This window comes from Bacillus sp. AMCV2 (assembly GCF_056033925.1).
In genome coordinates this window covers 3089465-3115849 of record NZ_JBVYIB010000002.1, presented here as the reverse complement: position 1 = coordinate 3115849, position 26385 = coordinate 3089465, and the positions used below count along the sequence as shown (strand labels likewise).

18 protein-coding genes and 1 pseudogene are annotated in these 26385 nt (G+C 46.1%); 15 read left to right on the top strand and 4 right to left on the bottom strand.

Features of this window, described 5'->3' with window-relative positions; genetic code table 11:
- Position 1 precedes the first annotated feature (1 nt).
- Together dhbF and AC0OMA_RS16175 are read left to right on the top strand one after the other, a co-directional pair.
- Positions 2–7136: pseudogene (dhbF, locus tag AC0OMA_RS16180) on the top strand (non-ribosomal peptide synthetase DhbF).
- A 15-nt stretch (positions 7137–7151) separates the two neighbouring features.
- Positions 7152–7361: an MbtH family protein gene (locus AC0OMA_RS16175; protein ID WP_029725880.1), complete on the top strand. Its 210-nt coding sequence runs from the start codon at positions 7152–7154 to the stop codon at positions 7359–7361.
- 241 nt (positions 7362–7602) lie between these two features.
- On the opposite strand, the gene AC0OMA_RS16170 is transcribed toward AC0OMA_RS16175, so the two are convergent.
- The 3 genes from AC0OMA_RS16170 to adeR all read right to left on the bottom strand — a co-directional run bounded on the left by AC0OMA_RS16170 (position 7603) and on the right by adeR (position 10899).
- Positions 7603–8280, bottom strand: coding sequence for a YukJ family protein (locus tag AC0OMA_RS16170; protein WP_003228755.1), 678 nt, complete (start codon positions 8278–8280; stop codon positions 7603–7605).
- A 111-nt stretch (positions 8281–8391) separates the two neighbouring features.
- The gene (gene ald, locus AC0OMA_RS16165; RefSeq protein WP_014480718.1) at positions 8392–9528 is read right to left on the bottom strand and encodes an alanine dehydrogenase; all 1137 of its coding nucleotides are present in this window, start codon (positions 9526–9528) and stop codon (positions 8392–8394) included.
- A 102-nt stretch (positions 9529–9630) separates the two neighbouring features.
- On the bottom strand, positions 9631–10899 hold the full coding sequence (gene adeR / locus AC0OMA_RS16160; RefSeq protein WP_474222259.1) for a sporulation transcriptional activator AdeR: 1269 nt from the start codon (positions 10897–10899) through the stop codon (positions 9631–9633).
- A 516-nt stretch (positions 10900–11415) separates the two neighbouring features.
- Between adeR and AC0OMA_RS16155 the strand changes: the two genes are divergently transcribed.
- The 9 genes from AC0OMA_RS16155 (at position 11416) to AC0OMA_RS16115 (ending at position 23593) form a co-directional block, all read left to right on the top strand.
- Positions 11416–11709: a WXG100 family type VII secretion target gene (locus tag AC0OMA_RS16155; RefSeq protein ID WP_003220661.1), complete on the top strand. Its 294-nt coding sequence runs from the start codon at positions 11416–11418 to the stop codon at positions 11707–11709.
- A gap of 69 nt (positions 11710–11778) precedes the next feature.
- Positions 11779–12018, top strand: a complete 240-nt coding sequence (gene yukD / locus AC0OMA_RS16150) for an ESX secretion system protein YukD (RefSeq protein ID WP_003228763.1) — start codon at positions 11779–11781, stop codon at positions 12016–12018.
- Positions 12019–12032: 14 nt separating this feature from the next.
- Positions 12033–13391 carry a type VII secretion protein EssB gene (gene essB / locus AC0OMA_RS16145; RefSeq protein ID WP_015384529.1) on the top strand — a complete coding sequence of 453 codons (1359 nt, stop codon included), beginning with the start codon at positions 12033–12035 and terminating at the stop codon, positions 13389–13391.
- A 60-nt stretch (positions 13392–13451) separates the two neighbouring features.
- Complete coding sequence (gene essC, locus AC0OMA_RS16140) at positions 13452–17939, top strand: type VII secretion protein EssC (RefSeq protein WP_474222258.1); 4488 nt, start codon at positions 13452–13454, stop codon at positions 17937–17939.
- Entirely contained in the window at positions 17936–21172 is a 3237-nt protein-coding gene (gene esaA / locus AC0OMA_RS16135) for a type VII secretion protein EsaA (RefSeq protein ID WP_474222257.1), read from the top strand. The genes essC and esaA overlap by 4 nt, the downstream gene beginning before the upstream one ends.
- Before the next feature lie 31 nt (positions 21173–21203).
- A complete protein-coding gene (gene essA / locus AC0OMA_RS16130) occupies positions 21204–21659 on the top strand; it encodes a type VII secretion protein EssA (RefSeq protein ID WP_010886603.1) in 456 nt (151 codons plus the stop codon).
- Between the two features lie 62 nt (positions 21660–21721).
- Entirely contained in the window at positions 21722–22453 is a 732-nt protein-coding gene (locus AC0OMA_RS16125) for a (S)-benzoin forming benzil reductase (protein ID WP_014477842.1), read from the top strand.
- A gap of 196 nt (positions 22454–22649) precedes the next feature.
- Entirely contained in the window at positions 22650–23180 is a 531-nt protein-coding gene (locus tag AC0OMA_RS16120; RefSeq protein WP_003244444.1) for an HD domain-containing protein, read from the top strand.
- Between the two features lie 176 nt (positions 23181–23356).
- Positions 23357–23593, top strand: coding sequence for a YuzF family protein (locus AC0OMA_RS16115; protein WP_003220677.1), 237 nt, complete (start codon positions 23357–23359; stop codon positions 23591–23593).
- 40 nt (positions 23594–23633) lie between these two features.
- Here the strand turns inward: AC0OMA_RS16115 and AC0OMA_RS16110 are convergent, their stop codons facing one another.
- Positions 23634–24023, bottom strand: coding sequence for a DUF2283 domain-containing protein (locus tag AC0OMA_RS16110; protein WP_015483637.1), 390 nt, complete (start codon positions 24021–24023; stop codon positions 23634–23636).
- A 114-nt stretch (positions 24024–24137) separates the two neighbouring features.
- Between AC0OMA_RS16110 and AC0OMA_RS16105 the strand changes: the two genes are divergently transcribed.
- The 4 genes from AC0OMA_RS16105 to AC0OMA_RS16090 all read left to right on the top strand — a co-directional run bounded on the left by AC0OMA_RS16105 (position 24138) and on the right by AC0OMA_RS16090 (position 26319).
- On the top strand, positions 24138–25247 hold the full coding sequence (locus tag AC0OMA_RS16105; protein ID WP_015483636.1) for an AI-2E family transporter: 1110 nt from the start codon (positions 24138–24140) through the stop codon (positions 25245–25247).
- A gap of 59 nt (positions 25248–25306) precedes the next feature.
- Positions 25307–25528: a spore germination protein gene (locus AC0OMA_RS16100; protein WP_015384524.1), complete on the top strand. Its 222-nt coding sequence runs from the start codon at positions 25307–25309 to the stop codon at positions 25526–25528.
- Between the two features lie 72 nt (positions 25529–25600).
- Complete coding sequence (locus AC0OMA_RS16095) at positions 25601–25849, top strand: YueH family protein (RefSeq protein ID WP_003228783.1); 249 nt, start codon at positions 25601–25603, stop codon at positions 25847–25849.
- 71 nt (positions 25850–25920) lie between these two features.
- Complete coding sequence (locus tag AC0OMA_RS16090) at positions 25921–26319, top strand: YueI family protein (RefSeq protein WP_474222255.1); 399 nt, start codon at positions 25921–25923, stop codon at positions 26317–26319.
- Positions 26320–26385: the final 66 nt, after the last annotated feature.

The following is a 26385-nucleotide window of genomic DNA, read 5'->3' as shown; positions in this document are numbered from 1 at the left end:
GATGCCTGATACAAAAGATCTTCAATATTCTTTGACCGGGGCGCAAACTGGCATATGGTTTGCTCAGCAGCTTGATCCGGACAATCCAATCTACAATACAGCGGAATATATAGAAATCAATGGACCAATCAATATTGCTCTTTTTGAAGAAGCTTTGCGGCACGTGATCAAGGAAGCGGAATCGCTGCATGTCCGCTTCGGTGAAAATATGGACGGGCCTTGGCAGATGATAAACCCGTCTCCGGATGTACAGCTGCACGTCATTGACGTCAGCTCTGTGCCTGATCCGGAAAAAACATCATTAAACTGGATGAAAGCTGATTTAGCAAAGCCGGTTGATTTAGGGCATGACCCTTTGTTTAATGAAGCTCTGTTTATTGCCGGGCCTGATCGTTTCTTTTGGTATCAGCGCATTCACCATATAGCGATCGACGGCTTCGGTTTTTCCCTGATAGCCCAGCGTGTGGCAAGTACATATACTGCGCTTATAAAAGGACAAACAGCTAAAGGCCGTTCCTTTAGGTCTCTCCAGGCCATTTTGGAGGAGGATACAGATTATCGCGGATCAGAGCAGTATGAGAAGGATCGTCAATTCTGGCTGGACCGTTTTGCAGATGCACCTGAAGTTGTGAGCTTGGCTGATCGGCGCCAAGAACATCTAACAGTTTTCTTCGTCATACGGCATATCTGCCTCCGTCTGATGTAAACGCGTTAAAAGAAGCGGCGCGCTATTTCTCAGGAAGCTGGCATGAAGTCATGATTGCGGTGTCAGCTGTTTATGTGCACCGTATGACCGGCTCTGAGGATGTTGTGCTCGGCCTGCCCATGATGGGTCGGATAGGGTCTGCATCACTGAATGTACCGGCTATGGTGATGAACCTTCTCCCGCTCCGGCTGACGGTAAGCTCTTCGATGAGCTTTTCTGAACTGATTCAGCAAATTTCCCGGGAAATCCGCAGTATTCGGCGACATCATAAGTATCGCCATGAAGAGCTTCGGCGCGATCTGAAATTGATAGGAGAAAATCATCGATTATTTGGCCCTCAAATCAATCTTATGCCGTTTGATTACGGTCTCGACTTTGCCGGCGCCGGGGCACAACGCATAATCTTTCAGCCGGTCCTGTTGATGATCTATCAATCAATGTATATGACAGAACAGACGGCAGCGGGCTGCGAATTGATGTTGATGCGAATCCCGAGGTATACAGTGAGTCTGATATTAAGCTTCATCAGCGGCGTATCCTGCAGCTGCTGCAAACGGCTTCTGCCGGAGAGGACATGCTGATTGGGCACATGGAGCTTCTGTTGCCAGAGGAGAAAGAAAAAGTCATTTCTAAATGGAATGAGACGGCAAAATCCGAGAAGCTGGTCAGCCTTCAGGACATGTTCGAAAAGCAGGCAGTTCTTACGCCAGAACGTATCGCTCTCATGTGTGATGACATTCAAGTCAACTATCATAAGCTCAATGAAGAGGCAAACCGCCTCGCGCGTCTGTTGATCGAAAAAGGGATTGGTCCGGAGCAATTTGTCGCTTTGGCGCTGCCGCGTTCCCCTGAGATGGTGGCCTCAATGCTTGGTGTGCTCAAGACTGGTGCGGCGTATCTCCCCCTTGATCCGGAGTTTCCAGCCGACCGTATTTCTTACATGCTGGAGGATGCGAAACCTTCATGCATCATAACGACTGAGGAAATAGCAGCCAGTCTGCCTGATGACCTGGCTGTACCGGAGCTTGTGCTTGATCAGGCTGTTACACAGGAGATTATAAAACGCTATTCGCCTGACAATCCGAATGTATCGGTTTCTCTTGACCATCCTGCGTATATCATCTATACCTCAGGATCAACAGGAAGACCGAAGGGAGTCGTTGTGACACAGAAAAGCTTAAGCAATTTTCTGCTGTCCATGCAGGAGGCATTTTCTCTAGGAGAAGAAGACAGGCTGTTGGCTGTGACGACTGTCGCTTTTGATATTTCAGCATTGGAGTTATATCTTCCGCTGATTAGCGGAGCGCAAATCGTGATCGCAAAGAAAGAAACGATCCGTGAGCCGCAGGCATTAGGTCAAATGATTGAAAATTTCGATATTAACATCATGCAGGCGACACCGACACTGTGGCACGCTTTGGTAACGAGTGAACCTGAGAAACTTCGGGGGCTTAGAGTGCTTGTAGGAGGCGAGGCGCTGCCGAGCGGTCTTTTGCAGGCGCTTCAAGACCTTCATTGTTCAGTCACGAACTTATACGGTCCCACTGAAACAACGATTTGGTCTGCAGCAGCTTTTCTTGAAGAAGGGCTGAAGGGCGTTCCTCCGATTGGGAAACCGATTTGGAACACGCAGGTGTATGTGCTTGATAATGGATTGCAGCCGGTGCCGCCGGGCGTTGTCGGAGAGCTTTATATTGCAGGCACCGGCTTGGCCAGAGGTTATTTCCATCGCCCTGATTTAACGGCGGAGCGCTTCGTTGCAGATCCATACGGACCGCCGGGAACTCGGATGTATCGGACCGGAGACCAGGCCCGCTGGCGCGCCGATGGGTCTTTGGATTATATCGGGCGGGCGGATCATCAAATCAAAATTCGCGGATTCCGAATTGAACTTGGAGAAATTGATGCCGTGCTTGCCAATCATCCGCACATTGAACAGGCCGCGGTTGTCGTGCGGGAAGATCAGCCGGGAGACAAACGATTGGCGGCTTATGTAGTCGCTGATGCTGCTATTGATACTGCAGAGCTTCGTCGTTATATGGGGGCTGGTCTTCCTGATTATATGGTACCGGCGGCGTTTGTGGAGATGGACGAGCTGCCGTTAACACCTAATGGCAAGCTTGACCGGAAAGCACTGCCGGCACCAGACTTCAGCACATCTGTCAGTGATCGGGCCCCGCGGACTCCTCAGGAAGAGATATTGTGTGACTTGTTTGCAGAGGTTCTCGGTTTGGCACGCGTCGGTATCGATGACAGTTTCTTCGAGCTTGGGGGCCATTCTCTTCTTGCAGCCCGTCTGATGAGCCGCGTTCGCGAGGTAATGGGAGCCGAACTTGGTATCGCCAAGCTCTTTGACGAACCGACAGTAGCCGGACTCGCTGCCCATCTTGATCTGGCGCAGAGTGCACGTCCCGCTTTGCAGAGAGCTGAGCGGCCTGAAAAGATCCCGCTATCATTTGCCCAGCGCCGGCTATGGTTCCTGCATTGTCTGGAAGGACCGAGTCCTACTTATAATATTCCGGTTGCTGTCCGTTTGTCGGGTGAGTTGGATCAAGGATTGCTGAAAGCGGCACTTTATGACCTCGTCTGCCGTCATGAAAGCCTTCGGACGATCTTCCCTGAATCACAGGGGACATCCTATCAGCATATTTTAGATGTCGATCAAGCCCATCCTGAGTTACATGTTACTGAAACTGCTGAGAAGGAGCTTTCTGATCGGCTTGCCGAAGCTGTACGCTACAGCTTTGATCTTGCAGCTGAACCTGCTTTTCGTGCCGAGCTTTTTGTGATCGGTCCTGACGAGTATGTGCTGCTTCTTCTCGTCCATCATATTGTCGGGGACGGCTGGTCCTTAACACCGCTGACCCGAGACCTTGGGACGGCTTATGCAGCTCGCTGCCACGGACGATCTCCCGAATGGGCGCCTCTTGCTGTGCAGTATGCAGACTATGCGCTTTGGCAGCAAGAACTGCTTGGAAACGAGGATGATCCAAATAGCTTGATTGCCGGACAGCTTGCTTTCTGGAAAGAAACCTTGAAAAACCTGCCTGATCAGCTTGAACTGCCAACCGATTATTCACGTCCGGCTGAGCCGAGTCATGATGGAGATACGATTCATTTTCGTATTGAGCCCGAGCTTCACAAGCGATTGCAGGAGCTGGCTCGCGCAAATAGGGTGAGCCTGTTTATGGTGCTTCAATCCGGTCTCGCCGCTTTATTGACAAGGCTCGGGGCGGGCACCGACATTCCGATCGGCAGTCCGATCGCGGGACGGAATGATGATGCGCTGGGCGATCTTGTAGGGCTGTTCATTAATACATTGGTGCTCAGAACTGATACGTCCGGTGACCCAAGCTTTCGCGAGCTTCTAGACAGAGTACGGGAAGTGAATCTGGCCGCCTATGACAATCAGGATCTGCCGTTTGAGAGACTTGTAGAGGTACTCAATCCGGCTCGTTCGCGTGCGACGCATCCTTTATTCCAAATCATGCTTGCGTTCCAAAACACACCGGACGCTGAACTGCATCTTCCTGATATGGAGAGCAGCCTGCGAATCAACAGTGTCGGTTCTGCCAAGTTTGATTTGACGCTGGAAATCAGTGAAGATCGCCTTGCTGACGGGACACCAAACGGAATGGAAGGACTGCTTGAATACAGCACTGATCTTTTCAAGCGGGAAACTGCTCAGGCTCTTGCTGACCGATTGATGCGCCTGTTGGAGGCTGCCGAGTCTGATCCTGACGAGCAAATCGGAAATCTGGATATTCTTGCGCCAGAGGAACGCAGCAGCATGGTGACAGATTGGCAAAGTGTATCTGAAAAGATTCCGCACGCAAGTTTGCCAGAGCAGTTTGAGAAGCAGGCTGCTTTACGTCCTGATGCTATTGCCGTTGTATATGAAGATCAGGCACTGAGCTATGCAGAGCTGAATGAAAGAGCAAACCGGCTTGCCCGAATGCTGATTAGTGAAGGTGTCGGGCCGGAGCAATTTGTGGCATTGGCACTGCCCCGATCGTTGGAAATGGCTGTCGGCCTATTGGCGGTGCTAAAAGCCGGGGCAGCTTATCTCCCTCTTGATCCGGATTATCCGGCTGATCGAATTGCTTTTATGCTAAAAGATGCACAGCCTGCGTTTATCATGACGAACACTAAAGCTGCAAATCACATTCCGCTAGTTGAAAACGTGCCGAAAATCGTGCTGGATGATCCCGAGCTGGCAGAGAAACTAAACACGTACCCTGCAGAGAATCCAAAAAATAAGGATAGGACTCAGCCGCTTTCGCCTTTGAATACGGCATATGTCATTTATACATCCGGCTCAACTGGTGTTCCAAAAGGTGTGATGATTCCTCACCAAAATGTAACACGTTTATTTGCAGCGACCGAGCACTGGTTCCGTTTCAGCTCAGACGATATCTGGACCATGTTCCATTCCTATGCGTTTGATTTTTCGGTGTGGGAGATCTGGGGTCCTCTGCTGCATGGCGGACGTCTTGTAATCGTGCCTCACCACGTCAGCAGATCGCCAGAAGCGTTTCTGCGCCTGCTTGTCAAAGAGGGTGTGACCGTTCTGAACCAGACACCATCTGCTTTCTATCAGTTTATGCAGGCGGAACGGGAACAGCCGGATCTCGGACAGGCACTCAGTCTGCGCTATGTCATTTTTGGCGGAGAAGCGCTTGAACTCAGCCGTTTAGAGGATTGGTACAACCGCCACCCTGAAAATAGACCGCAGCTTATCAATATGTATGGTATTACAGAAACGACGGTGCATGTGAGCTATATCGAATTAGACCGAAGCATGGCAGCTTTACGGGCAAACAGCTTGATCGGCTGCGGCATTCCCGATCTTGGTGTATACGTGCTGGATGAACGCCTGCAGCCGGTCCCGCCGGGTGTTGCCGGAGAGCTGTATGTATCAGGAGCGGGGTTAGCACGAGGTTATCTAGGCCGGCCTGGTTTAACATCTGAACGCTTCATAGCTGATCCGTTCGGTCCTCCAGGCACCCGGATGTACCGCACTGGGGATGTGGCCCGCCTCCGCGCTGACGGTTCTCTCGACTATGTCGGCCGTGCAGACCATCAAGTGAAAATTCGGGGATTCCGGATTGAATTAGGAGAAATTGAAGCCGCACTCGTTCAGCATCCGCAGCTTGAAGATGCGGCAGTGATGGTTCGTGAGGATCAGCCGGGAGATAAACGGTTGGCAGCTTATGTCATCCCTTCGGAAGAAACATTTGATACGGCGGAACTGCGCAAATATGCTGCGGAGAGACTGCCGGATTACATGGTGCCTGCTGCCTTTGTGACGATGAAAGAATTGCCGCTGACACCGAATGGAAAGCTTGATCGTAAAGCACTGCCCGCTCCGGATTTCGCAGCGGCAGTGACAGGACGAGGACCGAGAACGCCGCAGGAAGAAATTCTCTGTGACCTCTTTATGGAGGTGCTTCACTTGCCGCGTGTCGGCATTGATGACCGTTTCTTTGATTTAGGCGGACATTCCTTGCTTGCTGTACAGCTCATGAGCCGCATTCGTGAAGCGCTCGGCGTTGAACTCAGCATCGGCAACTTGTTCGAAGCACCTACTGTAGCCGGGCTCGCTGAAAGACTTGAAATGGGATCAAGCCAAAGCGCTCTTGACGTTCTGCTGCCGCTCCGAACAAGCGGAGACAAGCCTCCTTTATTCTGTGTTCATCCGGCAGGGGGTCTCAGCTGGTGTTATGCCGGTTTGATGACGAATATAGGAACAGATTATCCGATCTACGGCTTGCAGGCACGGGGAATCGGGCAGCGTGAGGAGCTTCCGAAAACACTTGATGACATGGCTGCCGATTACATTAAACAAATCCGAACGGTCCAGCCAAAAGGCCCGTACCATCTGCTGGGCTGGTCCCTGGGCGGGAATGTCGTTCAAGCGATGGCCACCCAGCTGCAAAATCAAGGAGAAGAAGTTTCCCTATTGGTGATGCTGGATGCCTATCCGAACCACTTCCTTCCTATAAAAGAGGCACCGGATGATGAGGAAGCGCTGATTGCCCTTCTGGCGTTAGGCGGGTACGATCCAGACAGCTTAGGGGAAAAACCGCTAGATTTTGAAGCGGCGATTGAGATTCTTCGCCGAGACGGCAGTGCGCTTGCGAGCTTGGATGAAACGGTCATTTTAAATTTGAAGAATACGTATGTCAATTCTGTCGGCATTTTAGGCTCCTATAAGCCGAAAACCTTCCGTGGAAATGTTTTGTTTTTCAGATCAACAATCATTCCTGAATGGTTTGATCCGATTGAACCTGACTCGTGGAAGCCTTATATTAACGGACAGATTGAACAAATCGACATCGACTGCCGCCATAAAGATTTATGTCAGCCGGAACCTCTGGCTCAAATCGGCAAGGTTCTCGCTGTCAAATTGGAAGAGTTGAATAAATAAGGGAGGAGAAATAGAATGGCAAATCCTTTTGAAAATGCGGATGGCACATATTTGGTGCTGGTCAATGAAGAAGGCCAATATTCCCTATGGCCCGGTTTTATAGATGTGCCAAGCGGCTGGACAGTCGTTCATGAGGAAAAAGGGCGTGAAGCTTGTTTGGACTATATCCAATCGCATTGGAGCGATATGAGGCCAAACAGCCTAAAGACTGTTGAAAATGTGTAATCGTATCAAAAAGAGACTGCTAGCCGCAGTCTCTTCAGCGTGTCGATAAAACCTCGCATTCGTTGTCAAGTCTGCGCGTTGGTGCTCACGAATTAGAACATTCGCTCCGCTCCAATGCTCATCTTTCCTAGAGTTCAAGGGTTTTCAATCACGCTGAAAACATGACAAAATCCTAAAAACGCTTTAGGATTTTGTCAACAATCTTCCGAAGAGACTGCTCGCTGCAGTCTCTTTTTCTATCTTACGCAGACGTTTGGGTATGATCACAATCCCTGACCGGGTTTCCGTTTTCATCGGTACACCAAGATTGGGATAAAAACGCTAAAAACACAGCGGCCCACTGATCTGCAAACTGAATCAGAATACCCCCGTCATGCCAAGAGCCGTTGTCTTTTTTCCAGCGGGTATCCATTGCATTCCCTTGATTCATATGGATATTGTGCATTCCGTTGGTCGGGGTAAAGCCGAATATTTTATCTGCAGCCTGTTCAGGTCCGAATTTTGAACCGAATATATAAACCGGCGCTTTCTCATCTTGTGCTTTCTTCATATAGGTTTCAATAAAATCATTTAAATCATTATCAGGTCCCGTGATTTCATGAGGCAAAGGCTTCATTTCCCGCGGGTCAAACAAATTGCCCCGCACATAATCCAGTGCCACTTCACGGTTTGCTTCATTGATCCTTGTATATCCATACGGCATGTTCGGAAGGATGGTAATTGAGCCCGAATCAAACTGATCGTCAGCCAAATACAATACTTCAGATTCCTCAGAACTGGACATCACATTGATGGCGCACCTGTAATACGTATTCTCTTCACCGAGCATTTTGACTTGGAAATGAGGACTGTCATCATCTGTTTCCCGCTTCATGTCTAAGACTATGCCTTTTAACACGCCATATTGCTGAACAGCCATATGAATCCTCCTTTATGATCAACTTCATAGTCATAATTCGTGAAATGGTCTCTTTTTTCCTTTTAAAAAATAAAAAAGCCTGCAGAAATCTTTCTGCAAGCTCATTGTGAATTAAGCACCCGCCACAGATGATTCATCCTGTAAAGCTTTCTCGGCAGGAACATACTCATAGCCTAGATCTCTTGCTACAGCTTCATAGGTCACGTGTCCGTTTGCGGTGTTTAAACCCGCTCTCAGTGCCGCATTGTCTGCGAGCGCTTTTACTGCCCCTTTGTTCGCGATTTGCAGTGCGTATGGAACAGTAACGTTAGTCAGGGCGATTGTTGACGTACGAGGGACTGCGCCCGGCATGTTCGCTACAGCATAATGCACAACCCCGTGTTTTTCATATGTTGGCTGATCATGTGTTGTGATATGGTCGACAGTTTCGACGATGCCGCCTTGGTCGATCGCTACATCAACAATGACTGAACCAGGTTTCATTTGTTTTACCATTTCCTCAGTGACAAGAGTCGGAGCTTTAGCACCCGGAATTAATACCGCGCAAATGAGGAGATCCGCTTCCGCCACAGCATCAGCAATATTGACCGGATTAGAAATTAACGTTTTAATCTGATGGCCGAAGATGTCATCCAGCTGGCGCAAGCGGTCTGCGTTTAAGTCAATGATCGTCACATCTGCACCGAGGCCGACAGCCATTTTCGCCGCGTTTGTCCCGACAACGCCGCCGCCGATAATCGTTACTTTTCCGCGAGAAACGCCCGGCACTCCGGCAAGCAGAATGCCTTTTCCGCCTTTAGGCTTTTCTAAGAATTGAGCGCCGATTTGCGCTGCCATTCTGCCCGCAACCTCTGACATTGGCGTCAGAAGAGGCAATGTCCGGCCTTCACTGACCGTTTCATATGCGATGGCAGTTACTCCTTTATCCTTCAAGGCCTGTGCAAGCTCAGGCTCAGCTGCTAAATGAAGGTACGTAAACAGCACAAGTCCTTTGCGGAAATAAACATATTCTTCCGGCAGCGGTTCTTTTACCTTCATGACCATTTCGGCGTCCCAGACCTGTTTCGGATCAGCAATGATTTCCGCTCCTGCTGACTCATAGGCTTCATTTTCAAATCCGCTTCCAAGGCCCGCGCCTGTCTCAACCAGCACCCGGTGGCCGTTTGAAATGAGCTGAGAAACGCCCCCGGGTGTTAGTGCGACACGGTTTTCATTGTTTTTTATCTCTTTAGGAACCCCTATGATCATATCTGTCTCCTCCTGTATCCTGTGATATTTTTAGTGTAGCTTGATATTTTGGAAAATTCTTTGTTTGATTAAGAAAATAAAAAAACATGGATTTGTGAAATTTCACAAATCCATGTGCCGAAGTTTGATATCTAAATAGATGGTGAATTTTTGATTCACATTTTTCAAATCAATTTCAGCGATCTGGCTGATCCGCTTAAGGCGGTAATTCAACGTATTAACGTGTATATTTAACAGCTTAGAAGCGGTATTCACGTTGCTGTCTGCTTCAATAAAGCGCTCTAGTGTTTCTACCATATTTGACTGGTGATCCCGGTCATATTGTTCCAGTTTGGAAAGCGAGTAATTATAATGGCCCGCCTGTTTCCGTTTTTCATTTAAGACATCTAAGTATTGATAAATGCCTAACTCGGAAAAGCTGAAAAGATGTTTGGTCTCTTCAGCGAACCGTTCCTTCGTTTTTAAGACGGACAATGCTTCCTGATAGGAGCGGGAGACAAAAGAAATAGAGTTGTATATTCCGCCAAAAGCGATAGAAACGTCTTCTATTTTATACCGCTCCTTCAGCTGTTTTTGCGTACTGAAAGCAAACTGTTTTAAATCTTGAAAAGGATGATCTGTTTTGGGTGAGGTTAATATAATAAGTTCATTGGAATCTACGGTCGCCAGCAGCACGTAAACCTGCTGGGTCGTTTCCTGTAAATATTGCAGCTGCTGTTCGATTTTTTCAGTCAGCTCGCCATTTATGCGGATGATTATAACGGAAAACTCTGAAGGAGCGGCCATTCCAAGCTTATGGAACCCATCCGCCATATCATCCTCCTGATGGATGTGTCCGGTCAGCATTTTCCAGAAAAATTCTTGGCTGCGTTCTTCATTTTTCGTTTTTCTGATTTGAAGTTTGAGAAGCTTATTTCTCACTGCTTTTGCTGCCATTTGCAATGTCAGCAGATCTTCATCGGACAATGTTTTTTGGATCTCAAGCGCCCATATGAAGCCAAGCACTTGCTTGTTTTTCCAAATCGAAATAGCGACGCGATTGCTCAGCCCAACTTCATCAATTTGCTTGACTCTGATCGGCTGGTCCGTTTTTAAGAGAGCTGGAATTGTCCCGTCTTTCCACAACTTGTTAATCACCTTCTCCGGTACCCTTCTGCCAATAATGGTAGACGTCCGGGCAGGGTCTGTGCAGTCGCTGTGTGTACTGTAGGCAAGCAGCTTGTGGTTAACATCCTCTATGGTGATCGGGCACCGCAGAACGTCGCTGATATGATCAGCCACATCTTCAAGTCTGTCAAAACTATATTTAAACGGATCATTCGGCATGGTCATAAATCTCCCTACTTGCTTGATTTCTCTTTGACATCTCATCCCCTTCCTTTTATTATGATTGTTGTTGTTTGTGAAAATCAACAACAAAGAACAGAAGCAAAAAAACAATTTCATGAGAGAAACGTTCTATATACATTTGGCGGTGTAATCGCCTCTTTGCAGGACAGTTGTATGCCTCATATAATACGACAGCTTATCCTATTAATCTTCTAAGAAAGTCATCGGAGGCGAGACTAATTAAGGAAAGAAAAAATTGAACCTTTCAGAAATGGTGCTGTAGCATCAAATTTTCTGAAAGGTTTTTTTTGGGAGTTGGGGAGTTATTTGGGTCTTTTGGATTATTCGGAGAATGAAGAGAAGATTAAGAAAATAAACCTATTTACTTTACATTATATGTCATTTTTAAGTGATTCGGGGTAAACCATTGGACTCATTTTGTAAAATTAAAACATATTTGTTTGACTATGCCGAAAAACTGTTTTTATAATAATGACGTTCTAAAAATAAGTGAATTAGCCCATATTTAGGCTGATGGCACAGGAGGTAATGAGGAATATGGCAGGATTAATTCGTGTCACACCCGAAGAGCTAAGAGCGATGGCGAAGCAATATGGCGTTGAAAGCCAAGAAGTATTAAATCAGGTTGATCGTTTAAACCGAATGATCTCTGATTTGAAAAGCATGTGGGAAGGTGCTTCAAGCGAAGCGTTCGCAGATCAATACGAGCAGCTCAAACCTTCATTTATCAAAATGTCAGATTTGCTTCAAGATGTGAATCAGCAGCTTGATCAAACAGCAAATACACTTGAGTCTACTGACCAAGACATCGCAAATCAAATCCGCGGATAACAGTATGAAAGGGAAGGAGCGCCTGATTCAAAAGAAGACGGCGCTCTTTCTATGTAAGGGTGATCCTAAATGTATATTGATATTACAATAGATTTGAAACATTATAACGGCAGTGTCTTTGATCTCAGATTGTCAGATTACCACCCGGTGAAAAAAGTAATTGATATTGCTTGGCAGGCCCAAAGCGTATCTATGCCTCCGCGCGAAGGGCACTGGATCAGAGTGGTGAACAAGGATAAGGTGTTTTCCGGAGAATGCAAGCTGTCTGATTGCGGCATTACAAACGGAGACCGGCTAGAAATATTATGAAAGGATCTGGTTGAATGTCAGGTAAACAAAAATCATATTTAGAAAACCAATTAGAAGCTGTTGCCGAGAAAACAGATGCCGGCTATACATTTACCTTTCAACGGGAAAAAATAAAGCTTCTCGACGGTCTTGAAGCTAACGTGATCAAAGATATAAATCCATTTTTTTATAAAGAAATCGATGTGACGGATGATGAAGTAATCATCACAATCCAACCTCCCTCCTCCTATAAAGCATTCCGCTTCATGAAAGCTAAGGATAAAAAAAGTAAATGGCAGTTTGCCTATCAGCTTGTTCAAGCCGTACAGCAGCACAATCTGTCGAGGCTGAATTTGATTGTCGCTCCTGAAAACATTGTATTCGATAAAGGGCTTACGCCTTATTTTCTCCATTATGGAGTAAAAGAAAGCATTCCTCCTTACGAGCGTGATGAGGAAAGAGTATGGCAGGAGCTGAAAGCGGCAGCGGCTTTGGCAGTTGACGGCGCTTTTGCGTTTGAAGACTACCTGAAATTCAATGAAACGCTGACGTTCTCCGCAGAGGCAAAGGCGATATTAGATGCTGAATCCTATGATGATTTGCTCGAGCTGATTCAAACCCATATTGATGAGCTCGAAGCCAAAGCAAAAACATACATACATATCCCGAGAAAGAAGTGGAACATCCAGCGATATATCGGCCTGGGGCTCATTGTTTTGCTTGTACCGGCACTTATTTATTCGATGTACGCCTTATTTTTCGCGCAGCCAAAGCACCAGGCGATAGTGGACAGCAACCGTGCGTTCTTAAACAAGCAGTACAGTGAAGTCATCAGCACACTGTCCAAGTATGATGCGGAAAGCCTGCCTGAATCGGTGCAGTATCAGCTGGCGACGTCCTATGTTGAGGTCGAAAACCTGGGGAGTGCAAAAACCAAAAATATAGAAAATAATTTAGTCACCCTTCAATCAGACCCTCAGCATTTCTTGTATTGGATTGATTATGGTCGAGGAGAATACAAAGAAGCGATCAGTATCGGCCGTAAGCTTGAATACAATGATTATATTTACTTTGCCCTAGCTAAATATAAACAGCAGCTTTTATCTGAGGATACAAATGATGAAGATATACAAAAAGAACTTGACTCAGTAAATAGTGAGCTTGAAAAAGCCCAAAAAGAACGTCAAGAAAATAAACAGTCTAATTCTGAAACATCGTTAGTCGATACAAGCGAAGAACAGACACAAACAGACGAAGAAAAACAACAAGCAGAAGAGAAAGCGGCAGAAGAAAAAGCCGCAGCCGAGGAAAAAGCGAAAAAAGAAGAACAGAAGAAAAAAGAAGACGAGAAAAAAGAAACAGAAAAGAAAGATGAGAAAAAAGATGACAAATAACGTGAGACATGAAGCACAGGTCATCGCATGCTGCCATTCGGCCGTAAGGGGGTTCGCCATTTGAGTCTATTATGGGTTTTTTACCAAAATAACGTTCAAAAATTAAATCTTTCTAACCTCCCGTCGTCTCATCCGGTGACCATAGGGCCTGATGTGAAGGATTCCGTTACGATCAGCTCCATTCCATTTAATAGCGGAGTGATTTCTCTTAAAAGAAAGGAATCCGGCGGCCAATACGAAGTTTTCCTGGGAAATGATTGTCTCGGCACGATTGAGACGGATATATCATTTACTCTCCAAACGGATCAGCAGGATATACGCTTGATATTGACGGGCAGTGAACCTGAGAAATCCGTTTATTTTACGGGAAATCGGGATGAAATTGTATGTTCCTCAGAAAAAACGAATGCAGATATTTATCTGAATCCGCAAGATTTTGCATTTGCAGAACAAAGCACGTTTTCTTTGCTTCGTGCAGGCGGCAGCTGGTCGGTCCGCCCTGAAAGCGGAACGATCTTCTTGAACGGAGAGAAAATCAACGCCAATACGCCGCTCAAGCCGGGGGATGAAATATTCTGGAACTTCACGCAAATGAGGGTGACGGAACAAGACCTTTTAGAAATTGTTCATTATGCCCAGTTTGAAACAGCGTTAACAGAAACGGTCAAACCGAGTACAGAAATGCAGAAAAAATATCCGCAGTACAGAAGAACGCCGCGGATGGTATACGATCTGCCGGATGACCGCGTTTCTTTCAGTTTCCCCTCTCAGGAGAGCGATCAAACCAACAGAGGGCTGTGGCTCGTCATCCTGCCTCCGCTTGTGATGCTGATCGTGATGGGCGTAGTTGCCATCATCCAGCCGCGCGGTATATTTATACTCGTTTCTTTGGCGATGTTTATGATGACTCTCATTACCTCGACAGTGCAATATTTCCGGGATAAAAACCAGCGGAAAAAACGCGAGGAAAAACGGGAGCGTGTATATAAGCTTTACTTAGACAATAAGCGGAAAGAGCTTCAGGCACTTGCTGAAAAGCAAAAGCAGGTTCTTGAATTTCACTTTCCTTCATTTGAACAAATGAAATACTTAACAAGTGAAATCAGTGACCGGATCTGGGAAAAATCACTTGAAAGCAAGGATTATCTCCAGCTGCGGCTTGGGACGGGAACAGTCCCTTCAAGCTATGAAATCAATATGAGCGGCGGAGACTTGGCGAATCGTGATATCGATGACCTCATGGAGAAATCGCAGCACATGCAGCGCGTCTATAAAGATATCCGCAATGCGCCGGTGACGGTCGATTTGGCAGAAGGTCCGATGGGGCTTGTCGGTAAATCGCAAATTGTGAAAAATGAGATTCACCAGTTGATCGGACAGCTTTCGTTCTTTAACAGCTATCACGATTTGCGTTTTGTATTTATTTTTCATGAAGAAGAGTATAAAGACTGGGAGTGGATGAAGTGGCTTCCGCAATTTCAAATGCCCCATATTTATGCAAAAGGATTTATTTATAATGAGCAAACGCGAGATCAGCTCCTGTCTTCACTTTACGAATTGATCAGAGAGCGTGATCTCGAAGATGACAAAGAAAAACTGCAGTTCAAACCGCATTTTGTATTTGTCATCACGAATCAGCAGCTGATCTCTGAGCATGTCATTCTCGAATATTTAGAAGGACAGCATGAGCATCTGGGCATCTCGACAATTGTCGCAGCGGAAACAAAGGAAAGCTTGTCGGAAAACATTACAACTCTTGTCCGCTACATCAATGAGCATGAAGGCGACATTTTAATACAAAAGAAAAAAGCGGTAAGAATTCCGTTCCGTCTCGATCATCATCAGCGTGAGGACAACGAACGGTTCTCACGCACGCTGCGGACGCTGAACCACCAGGTCGGCATTACGAATTCCATTCCGGAAACGGTATCGTTCCTGGAGCTTTTTCATGCAAAGGAAGTAAAAGAAATCGACATTCAGCAAAGGTGGCTGACAAGTGAATCGTCGAAGTCGCTGTCAGTGCCGATCGGCTATAAAGGGAAAGATGACATTGTGTATCTGAACCTTCACGAAAAAGCACACGGTCCGCACGGCTTGCTTGCGGGGACAACGGGATCAGGGAAAAGTGAATTTCTCCAGACTTACATCTTGTCACTTGCCGTGCATTTTCATCCGCACGAAGCGGCTTTCTTATTAATTGACTATAAAGGCGGAGGAATGGCGCAGCCGTTCCGCAACATTCCCCACCTCCTCGGCACGATCACAAATATTGAAGGAAGCAAAAACTTCAGTATGCGTGCGCTTGCTTCCATTAAAAGCGAGCTGAAAAAAAGGCAGCGCCTGTTTGACCAGTATCAAGTTAATCACATCAATGACTATACAAAGCTGTACAAGCAGGGGAAAGCAGAAGTGGCGATGCCTCACTTGTTCTTAATTTCTGATGAGTTTGCCGAGCTGAAAAGCGAGGAGCCTGATTTTATCAGGGAGCTTGTCAGTGCCGCGCGTATCGGACGAAGCCTCGGCGTTCATTTGATTTTGGCGACACAGAAGCCAGGCGGCATCATCGACGACCAGATCTGGAGTAACTCGCGCTTTAAAGTAGCGCTCAAGGTCCAGGATGCCACCGACAGTAAAGAAATTTTGAAAAACAGCGATGCCGCAAACATTACCGTAACAGGCCGCGGCTATTTGCAGGTCGGAAACAATGAAGTGTATGAGCTGTTCCAATCTGCATGGAGCGGGGCGCCTTACTTAGAGGAAGTCTACGGTACCGAGGATGAAATCGCGATTGTTACAGATACGGGTCTGATCCCGCTTTCTGAGGTTGATACCGAAGATAACGCGAAAAAAGACGTTCAAACCGAAATCGAAGCTGTAGTTGACGAAATTGAACGCATCCAAGATGAAATGGGAATCGAGAAGCTGCCAAGCCCTTGGCTGCCGCCGCTTGCGGAACGTATTCCGCGCACTCTTTTCCCTTCAAACGAAAAAGACCATTTCCACTTTGCGTATGTCGATGAACCTGATCTGCAAAGACAGGCGCCAATTGCTTATAAGATGATGGAAGATGGAAATATCGGCATCTTCGGCTCTTCGGGCTACGGAAAATCGATTACAGCCGCAACGTTCCTGATGAGCTTTGCGGACGTATACACACCTGAAGAGCTTCATGTCTATATCTTTGATTTCGGAAACGGAACGCTGCTGCCATTAGCGAAGCTCCCGCATACCGCGGATTACTTCCTGATGGACCAGTCAAGGAAAATTGAAAAGTTCATGATTCGCATCAAAGAAGAAATTGACCGCCGTAAACGTTTGTTCCGGGAAAAAGAAATCAGCCACATCAAAATGTACAATGCGCTGAGCGAAGAAGAGCTTCCGTTCATTTTTATCACCATTGACAACTTTGACATTGTCAAGGATGAGATGCATGAGCTTGAATCGGAATTTGTCCAGCTTTCCAGAGACGGACAAAGCTTGGGTATCTACTTTATGCTGACAGCAACGCGGGTGAATGCTGTCCGCCAGTCATTGTTAAATAACTTGAAAACAAAGGTTGTCCATTATCTCATGGATCAATCAGAAGGATATTCCATTTATGGCCGTCCGAAATTCAATCTTGAGCCGATTCCGGGACGCGTCATCATTCAAAAGGAAGAGCTTTATTTCGCGCAAATGTTCCTGCCTGTTGACGCTGATGATGATATCGGCATGTTCAACGAGCTGAAATCAGACGTACAGAAACTTCAAGAGCGATTTGCTTCAATGGAGCAGCCGGCACCGATTCCGATGCTGCCTGAGAGCTTGTCGACGAGAGAATTTTCTATCCGCTTCAAGCTGGAACGCAAGCCTTTATCTGTACCGATCGGGCTTCATGAAGAAACAGTCAGCCCAGTCTATTTTGATTTAGGCAAGCATAAGCACTGCCTGATTTTAGGCCAGACTCAGCGCGGGAAAACAAACGTCTTAAAAGTAATGCTCGAACATCTGATTGATGATGAAACTGAAATGATCGGCCTGTTTGACTCGATTGACCGCGGCTTATCTCATTATGCGAAGGAATCAGATGTTTCATATTTGGAAACGAAAGAAGATATTGAGCAGTGGATTGAAACAGCAGAAGACATTTTCAAAACAAGAGAGGCCATGTATGTAGAAGCCGTCCGCCAAGGAGACGCGCAAAATCTGCGATTCTCACAAGTGGTGCTGATGATTGACGGGATAACGAGATTCCAGCAGACGATTGATACGAGAATACAAGACCGTCTCGCTAACTTCATGAAATCATACGCTCATCTTGGGTTCAGCTTTATCCCGGGCGGAAATCACAGCGAATTCTCAAAAGGCTATGACTCCTTGACGACTGAGATGAAGCAAATCCGCCACGCGATTCTGCTGATGAAAAAATCTGAGCAAAATGTCATTCCTCTCCCGTACCAAAGACAGGAGCCTGAGATTCAGCCGGGCTTCGGATATGTTGTGGAAAACGGGAAGGAGCAAAAAGTTCAAATTCCTTTATGTTCTGCTGAAAGGGAGAGTGCTAGATGACAGAACAACGAAAAAGCTTGATCAAGTTAATATCCGCCGTCATCATCATTTTGCTGCTGCCGGTGTTGTTTTTCCGATTTATCGGAGACGACCCAACGAAAAAAGCAGTCAATTCCACCCGGCAAATCGCGGTGGTGAATGAAGACACAGGCGTATTGAGTGATGAGGTAAAGTCTGATGAAGAGGACAAATCCGCCCAGTTCGGCAAGGAAGTAGCGGCCGTTCTGGGTGAACGTCCTGATTATTCGTGGACGGTCGTAAACCGAAGCGCGGCCGAGACCGGTCTCGCTTCAAAGAAATACGATGCGATCGTCTACATTCCCTCAGACTTCTCAAAAAACATTTTGAGCTATGACAAAGACCATCCTCAAAAAGCAACGCTCGAATTCAGCATTCAAGATAACCTGAATGCGGTTAACAAAGAAAAAGTTCAGCGTGAGCTTGAGGATGCCCAAAAGACAATGAACAAAAAAATGTCGGCCTTATACTGGAATTTTGTTTCACAAAAAGTGGACAATGTCAGAGGAGAATTTGACAAGATCGTCAATAAAGAATCTGAATTCCAGAATGTCATGTACAACTTTTACAAACCAAGCTCTAATGATTTAGCAGGTGAAATCAAACAGCAAAAAGACTTAATCGATGAGCTGAAGAAATCAATGAATGAAGCGCAAGGCACGACAAAAGAAAAAGCTTCTACAGCGGAGGAAGCCAAAAACACGCTGAAAGAATTCATTGATACAGTTGAAAGATACAAAGAATATCAAGAAAATCAGAAAAAGCTGCTTTTGGCAGCCCAAGATTCAACACAGCAGCAAATCCGGACAGGTCTGGATGCCATCCAGGCACAGCAAAAGGCGAATCAGTTCAGCGAACGCATGAGCGGATTGGCAACTGGGATCAGCCAAGCGAAGACACAGCTCGGACAAACCAGTAATGTGCTGGCAAACGCCCAGCAAATTAGGGAGAGTCAAGTGCCTCAGCAGGAACTTGGTATGGCGAAGATACAAAGCGATTTAATTAACCAATACCAGGTCGCATCAAGGCAGGCTGCACTAAATCAGGTGTATGAACTGCTTGTTTTGACGCGTCCGGCGCTAACTGTTGAGAAAGGGGACGACCCAGTCATAGACGATGGCTCTGACAACAATGATAAAGATAAAGACCCTAAAGAAGATGATCCTGAAGAACTCAAAATTGATCTTGAAAAACAGCGTGAAGAACTGAAAAATATCGCTGCTGATATTCAGGATATTTCAGACAATCTGAAGGAGCCTGAAAAAGAGGACCCAACACCGGAGGACCCGGGTACTGAACCAGACGATCCGTCCACTGATAATCCAGAAAAACCTGATGACGGGGGCAGTACAAATCCCGATGATACACAGGGCGACACAGGGAACGACAATAACAGCAGTGATACCGGTAATGACGGACAAACGGAAGGCAGTACTCAGGATCAAGACCAGCAGAAGGGAACAGACGGTCAGGAGCAGAACGGCGATGGATCTGACGGTGCGTCCGACAGCGGACAAACCGAAACGGGCACATCTGCCGAACAGACTGCATCTTCTGATTCAGCCCTTCAATTTATCAAGCTGGCAAATGAAGGCGGAACCGGAGATTCAGGAGATACCGGGAGCGGCGGAGATACGACGGAGCCTGGAGACCAAGATCAACCAGGAAACGATGACATTTCTGATATCGCCAAAGCAAAAGAACAGCTCAGCAAAGCGTCAGAGCGAATTAAGCAAATCGAAGAAGAGCTGAAGGAAAAAGAAAATACACATAATGAAGCACTGAAGAAGAAGCTTCAAGAATTGAAAGAGCAAATGGACGGTCTTAATGATGAAATAGATGATCTCAAAGACCAAGTGAAAACACTCGATGATAATCTCAAAAGACTCGAAGCGAAACGGAAGCGGGAGTTTGAAGGGATTTACAGTGCGATTCGCGAGCTTGAAAATAAAGATCAGCTTCAATTTTCAGGAGAAATCAATACAGAAAGAATCTCCGCTTTAATGAGATACTATAAATATTTGTCTGTTTATGACTCTGTATTATCCGGTACGATTGACAGTGCTGCAAAAGCCGGCGCTATTGATGGCCAGCAAGGCAACGTCAAATCAGTCCTGGCTCTCACACCTGCAGAATCAGCCAGCTGGGAAGCTCTCAAGAACAACACGATGCAAACTGATGAAGATATTAACAGCTTCATCGACGGCATGACCAAATTTGCGGACGACTACAGCGGCTATATCCGTGACTCTCAAGCAGGTGTTCTCGACGAACTGACGAAAATTTCTGAAAGTGCCGCAAAAGCGTCAGAACAGCTTGTAACGGGCGCAACACAGGAATCTGCGACGTTCAGCAACGATGGGCTGTCTGGCACCATGGCACTGAGTGTCCAAGATACAGTCGGCCAGGAAGTGCTGCAAATGTCAGACATGATGGGTTCATTGTCTGATCGCCAGTCAGGCATCATTGATTACACAACCAACATGCAGCAAAGCGTCAATGATGTTCAAGCGAAAGCCGACACCTTAAACAACAACTGGGGGAAAAATGTCGCTTCCACGAAACTCGTGCGCAATGACGTATACGGCATACTCGGAAACACATTAGTAGATGGGCAAAACAATGGCTATGTATATGATTACTTGGCGAATCCGCTTAAAATCAGCGGAGAGGTTCCGGAAGAAAAAACTCAGACGGTACCTCCGGTTGTCATCCTTGTCATTGTGTTGATCAGCAGTCTGTTAATCGGCTATTTCAGCTCGTATTACCAAAATGCACCGCTTCTCGTCAAAGGAGCTTTATTCGGAATTCTGAATATCCTTGTCGGACTTATGATTAGCTTGTTCGGTTTGAATATTTATTCACTGCCGGACGATCAGACGATTAAGTGGTCGGTGTTTACGATTCTATTGCTGGTCGCAAGCTCTGCCTTCATCCGGACGGCATTCAGATTCGGATCAATCCCTGGCTGGGTTGCTTCAGCGGCAATGATTCTATTCTATGTCGCACCGCTTATTGATTTGATCATGCCGAACTTTACATTTGAAGATCCGGTTTCGAAAGTATATATCGACATCCAGTACGGTACTGGGCACTTGTTTACAATGGGAATAACAGTTCTGCTGATCATTACGGTGATTGCCGCGGCTCTGCCGCTGATTATCCGGCTGATGGCTGAACACACAGCAGAAAGCGATGAAACGTATGAAGCGTAATCGCAGCATGGAAAAGGGGATCATGATTTGTATGCTCTCCTTTTCCCTTTTCATACCCTCTGCAGCTGCTGCCCAAACTGAAGAAAATACAGATGTCGCGCCAAACCAGTATGAGAAAAAAGACATCGAAATCGATACGAATTATTTACATGAAGATACCTACTATGAAGAAAAAACAGAACTGCCTGAGGAACAGAAGGATATCACTTTTGATAAACCGAAGGACAAGGACGCCGAGCTGATAAAAGATTTGTTTACATCAACAAATGCCGAGGATTCCAACACGATTGCGGCCCAGTCGAAACAGCTTGGAATTACTTTTGCTGAAAAACCAATGACAAAGACATCATCAACGGAAACAGAAGATGAACAAGAAACATCATCATTGCTGCTGCCGATGATCTATGTCGTACTGATCCTGCTCGGAATTGCAGGCATCGTGTTCCTCATCCCAAAAGTCACAGCGCAGGAAAACAAGAAGGCGTAGGCCGCGTGCTTGTGTTGTGTAAAAGCGGTGCCGTACAATAATAACGGAAAAGGAGGTTTCCAATGGAACTTTATATCATCACCGGAGCGTCAAAAGGGCTGGGTCAAGCCATTGCATTACAGGCTTTAGAAAAGGGGCATGAAGTCCACGCCTTATCCAGAACGAAAACGGATGTCTCTCACAAAAAACTAACGCAGCATCAAATAGACCTCATCAATCTTGAAGAAGCTGAACAGCAATTTGAAACATTGCTCTCATCCATCGATCCAGATCGTTATTCTGGTATTACCCTTATTAATAACGCCGGAATGGTAACGCCGATCAAACGTGCCGGCGAAGCGTCTCTTGACGAGCTTCAGCGCCATTATCAGCTGAACCTGACTGCGCCCGTGCTTTTGAGTCAGCTGTTTACAAAACGGTTTGCTTCATACAGCGGCAAAAAGACGGTTGTCAACATTACTTCAGGAGCCGCCAAAAATCCATATAAGGGATGGAGCGCGTATTGCAGTTCAAAAGCCGGGCTCGACATGTTTACGAGGACATTCGGATTTGAACAGGAGGATGAAGAGCTGCCGGTGAACATGATTTCGTTCTCACCTGGAGTGATGGACACTGAGATGCAGGCCGTCATCCGTTCTTCATCGAAAAAGGATTTCCACCACATTGAACGATTCCGGAAATTAAATGAAACAGGAAGCCTTCGCAGTCCGGACTTTATTGCCGGCACGCTGCTTTCTTTACTAGAAAAAGGGACGGAAAACGGCCGCATTTATGATATTAAAGAGTTTTTGTAGAGCAGATATTTTCTGCTCTTTTTTTATACAAAAGGCTACAGCCAGCGCATTTTATTGAACAGCCGCATATACTGACTGAAACGCTGCTTTTAGGGTATAACAATGATGATAAGAAGATCAAAATGATGTGACATAAGAATTGAGTTTCTCTGCAAATTATGTTAGGATTCTAAAAATATCTAAAGGAGGGGTTTCCATGAGAAAGGTTACATTAATGGATGTTTTCACCCATCCAATTGCACAAAAATATCTTCAGCGTTCCGGCGTGGCACATGCGATTGCCTGCGCTTATCATGCATACAGGCTGTCTGTGAAGGCTGACATTAATCCTGATTTAGCAGCAAAAGCGGCACTGCTTCATGACATCGGCCATTATGAATGGTATACAGACGGAAAGTGGGATTATGAGAAATATAAAAGAAATGACATTCATGCCATTAAAGGGGCGGAACGGGCGCATAAGCTTCTGATTCGGCTTGGCGAGGAACCGAAAGCGGCAAAAGAGATTGCACTAGCTATTTTGCTTCATACAGATTCCTATTTGCCTGAAGGCGAATTAGATAAAAACACGCTGCAGCAGATTGTCAAAAAAGCGGACGAACTGGATGAAGAGCCGGGCGGCCACCATCATTACCGCCAAATTGATCCTTCAACCGCACGAAAAAAAATAGAAAAGCTGGACCAATTAATCGACCAAGCCCAGGCATCCGTGATAAAGCCTGTATAAGTACGGAACAGCGCCAGCTTTCTTCGCTGTCTCCGCTTCATCGATACTTCCTTTACACCCGCTTCCAAACGTATTCTCCTAAAATCTCCGCACCCCTTTGTTTTATCAGGTAAGCCTGTGTCATTATCCATAAGCGCGGCATAAGCTGAGATAAAACACACAAAGGGGATAAAAGTATGGTCAACCAAGGTAGTCCGCAACTGGTCTCTTTAGTCGATCCTTATGTCTATCAGACCATTAAAAAGCTCATCGGCTCAAGGTTCGTTATACAGACAGTACGAGATACGGTCAGAGGCAGACTGATCGATGTAAAACCTGACCATATCACAATTGAAGGAGCCCGAAATTCTGTTTGTTTGATCAGAATCCAGCACATGATTTCCGTCACCCCAGATTACAGTGAGCGGGTCTAACAGTGCTTGCGCATGAAAAATAGGCGTACAACAGGACGTCCTATTTTTCAGTTAAGCGCTGTAAAAATGTACTATGATACATTGTTCCGTCAAGGTCAAAACCGGCAAATTCCTGATAGTTACCATCTGAAAAACAGAAAGTGACGCCGTACACTGTATAGCAGGAACGGATTGAAGCATGCTGTCGGACACGAAAATGATAACCGTCTGAATCTTTTACATAAAGCCGGGATTTCCCGGTAAATGGGGCACAGAGGTGTGCTGCCTTACCAAAACATTCGAATCCGGCAATTTTGCCGTCTTGGTCGATATCCAGCAGGATACAATCATTGACCTTAAGCTCCTCAGACCGCATATTCCTGTTCTTTTCCGGAGGATGAACATAGATATAAGCCAGTTCTGAATCTGTATCGTATGTCACGGCCTTCATCACCAACACTCCTTTCATTATATTAAGAGTTCTGATATGAGTTCATTTTTGTTACAATGATGGGGTATAAGTTCTTTTATCTGACAGACAAAGAAAAACTAGGAGGAACAAAGCTTGTTGAAATCAAAAGTCCATTTTTGGACATTGCAGATTTTATTTGTTTTGCTGATTATTTATGTAGCAACAAAAGTTTCATTTGTATTTCAGCCGTTTATTGTTTTTATCTCGACATTGTTTTTCCCGATGCTGATTGCGGGAATTTTGTATTTCATATTTAATCCGGTTGTCCGCCTGCTTGAGAAAAAAATTCCGCGGACATTATCCATTCTATTGATCTATTTACTGTTTATCGGTTTGCTTGCCTTTATTTCAGCGTCAGTCGGACCTATCATCACCTCACAGGTGACAGGGCTGTTTAACAACCTTCCTGATTATATAAAACAGATTCAGGCGCTGACAAAGGATTTGTCCCATTCTCAATGGTTTACCTGGATGATGAACCAGGATTATGTATCGATATCAAAAATTGAACAGTCATTGACAAGTTTTCTCCAAAACCTGCCGCAAAATATCACGTCCAGTTTATCTGCGGTGTTTGGCGTCGTGACAAACATCACGCTTGTTATTATTACTGTTCCATTTATCCTTTTTTACATGCTGAAAGACGGACACCGCTTTCCGCATTTGGCAGTAAAAATTCTTCCGGCTTCTTATCGGACAGAAGGCTTAAAGATTTTTAAAGATTTATCCGATACGCTTGCGGCATACTTCCAGGGTCAGCTGTTAATCTGTCTTTTTGTCGGGACAGCGTGTTTTATCGGCTATTTAATTGCCGGACTGCCGTATGCCCTGATTCTCGGGATTGTCATGGCGATTACCAATATCATTCCCTATGTCGGGCCTTTTCTCGGTGCCGCACCGGCTGTCATTGTCGGTTTTATGGACTCGCCGGCCAAAGCGCTGTTTGCGATTATTGTGGTCGTCATCGTTCAGCAGCTGGACGGAAACCTGCTGTCTCCTCTTGTGATCGGAAAGCGGCTGAATACCCATCCGCTTACGATTATTTTGCTGTTAATCGGAGCGGGAAGCTTCGGCGGAATTCTCGGCATGATTTTAGCGGTGCCGGTTTATGCGGTAGTGAAGGCGTTCTTCCTGAATATTGTCCGCTTGATCAAGCTGCGCCAGCGGTCACGACTCGAGGAAAACGCAAAGCCAGCTGAATAGGCGGGCACCATTAGCGGCTCTTTGCATATGATGCTGTAAATCAATGCGGAGGTGGGGAAATGCCTGCAATTGTGGGGCCGATTTATATCATGTCAGTTACGGGTAATGCCGCGGCAAGCTTTGGAGACGTATTTGCGATTTCGCCCAAAAGCGTCGCTCATTCAGGGGCGGGGTCAGGCGCATTTCAGCTTGGTGATTTTGTGAAGATTAACAACCAAACGAGTAAAACTCTCTTCAAAGATGCCGATATCACTGATGAAACAGTTTCGTTTAACGGGTAACAGCCTTTTCACAAGAGGCTGTTGCTTTTTTATTGTATAATATGGGTAGTCTTTAAATAGAGAGGTCATGTTATGAAAATCAGAAAAGCAAATATCAATACGCAAACCGGAATGATCACGGACGTGTATCTGCATGAAAACAGAAAAGAACTGCGCACGCTTGTAGCGGTACCGCAGCTGGAGTGGAGCACGATCATTTCCTATGAAGAAGATAAAGCAACTCTGCCTGAACGGCTGGAAGCGTCGTTGCGCCGGCATACAGAGGAAACCCCTGCTGGTGAGCTGGCCAAAAAAATCATTCATTGGGTAACAGAAATGTAAGCGGCGCTTGAAAGTTTAGCTCCTGCCTGATCAGGTGATAATGAAGCCAAACAAGACGGGAGGACAGGCTTTTGAGTGAAGATAAAATGGATCTCTATTTGCAGCAAGGAATGTATGGGCCTTTGGAGACAAAGCCTGACGAGCGCCATTTGTTTTTAGGTTCTTTAAGAGAAAGAGTCGTTTTGGCACTGACGAAGGGACAGGTGTTTAGAAGCAAACCGTATAAAGAGGTGGAGCACGAGCTGAAAAACAGCCATAACGTCACCCTTTTGATTAATGGAAAGCTTCAGTACCAGTCTTACTCTCCTTATATCCAAATGGCGAACCGGTACGGAGTGCCCTTCAAGATTGTATCTGATCTTCAGTTTCATACGCCTTTAGGCCTCGTCATTGCGGCTGACATCGCTGTGAATCGTGAATTGATATATATTCAGGACGACATTTATAATCGGTCAGTGCTGAAATCTTAAGAGACAAACGGACCGTTTGTCTTTTTGTTCATGGCAATTCACTTACAACTGGAGATAAGATATAAT

Bases quoted from the DNA above. Each gene is read 5' to 3' on its own strand.
- AC0OMA_RS16175 (WP_029725880.1), top strand. From the start codon at position 7,152: ATGGCAAATCCTTTTGAAAATGCGGATGGCACATATTTGGTGCTGGTC.
- AC0OMA_RS16170 (WP_003228755.1), bottom strand. From the start codon at position 8,280: ATGGCTGTTCAGCAATATGGCGTGTTAAAAGGCATAGTCTTAGACATG.
- ald (WP_014480718.1), bottom strand. From the start codon at position 9,528: ATGATCATAGGGGTTCCTAAAGAGATAAAAAACAATGAAAACCGTGTC.
- adeR (WP_474222259.1), bottom strand. From the start codon at position 10,899: ATGAGATGTCAAAGAGAAATCAAGCAAGTAGGGAGATTTATGACCATG.
- AC0OMA_RS16155 (WP_003220661.1), top strand. From the start codon at position 11,416: ATGGCAGGATTAATTCGTGTCACACCCGAAGAGCTAAGAGCGATGGCG.
- yukD (WP_003228763.1), top strand. From the start codon at position 11,779: ATGTATATTGATATTACAATAGATTTGAAACATTATAACGGCAGTGTC.
- essB (WP_015384529.1), top strand. From the start codon at position 12,033: ATGTCAGGTAAACAAAAATCATATTTAGAAAACCAATTAGAAGCTGTT.
- esaA (WP_474222257.1), top strand. From the start codon at position 17,936: ATGACAGAACAACGAAAAAGCTTGATCAAGTTAATATCCGCCGTCATC.
- essA (WP_010886603.1), top strand. From the start codon at position 21,204: ATGCTCTCCTTTTCCCTTTTCATACCCTCTGCAGCTGCTGCCCAAACT.
- AC0OMA_RS16125 (WP_014477842.1), top strand. From the start codon at position 21,722: ATGGAACTTTATATCATCACCGGAGCGTCAAAAGGGCTGGGTCAAGCC.
- AC0OMA_RS16120 (WP_003244444.1), top strand. From the start codon at position 22,650: ATGAGAAAGGTTACATTAATGGATGTTTTCACCCATCCAATTGCACAA.
- AC0OMA_RS16115 (WP_003220677.1), top strand. From the start codon at position 23,357: ATGGTCAACCAAGGTAGTCCGCAACTGGTCTCTTTAGTCGATCCTTAT.
- AC0OMA_RS16110 (WP_015483637.1), bottom strand. From the start codon at position 24,023: ATGAAGGCCGTGACATACGATACAGATTCAGAACTGGCTTATATCTAT.
- AC0OMA_RS16100 (WP_015384524.1), top strand. From the start codon at position 25,307: ATGCCTGCAATTGTGGGGCCGATTTATATCATGTCAGTTACGGGTAAT.
- AC0OMA_RS16095 (WP_003228783.1), top strand. From the start codon at position 25,601: ATGAAAATCAGAAAAGCAAATATCAATACGCAAACCGGAATGATCACG.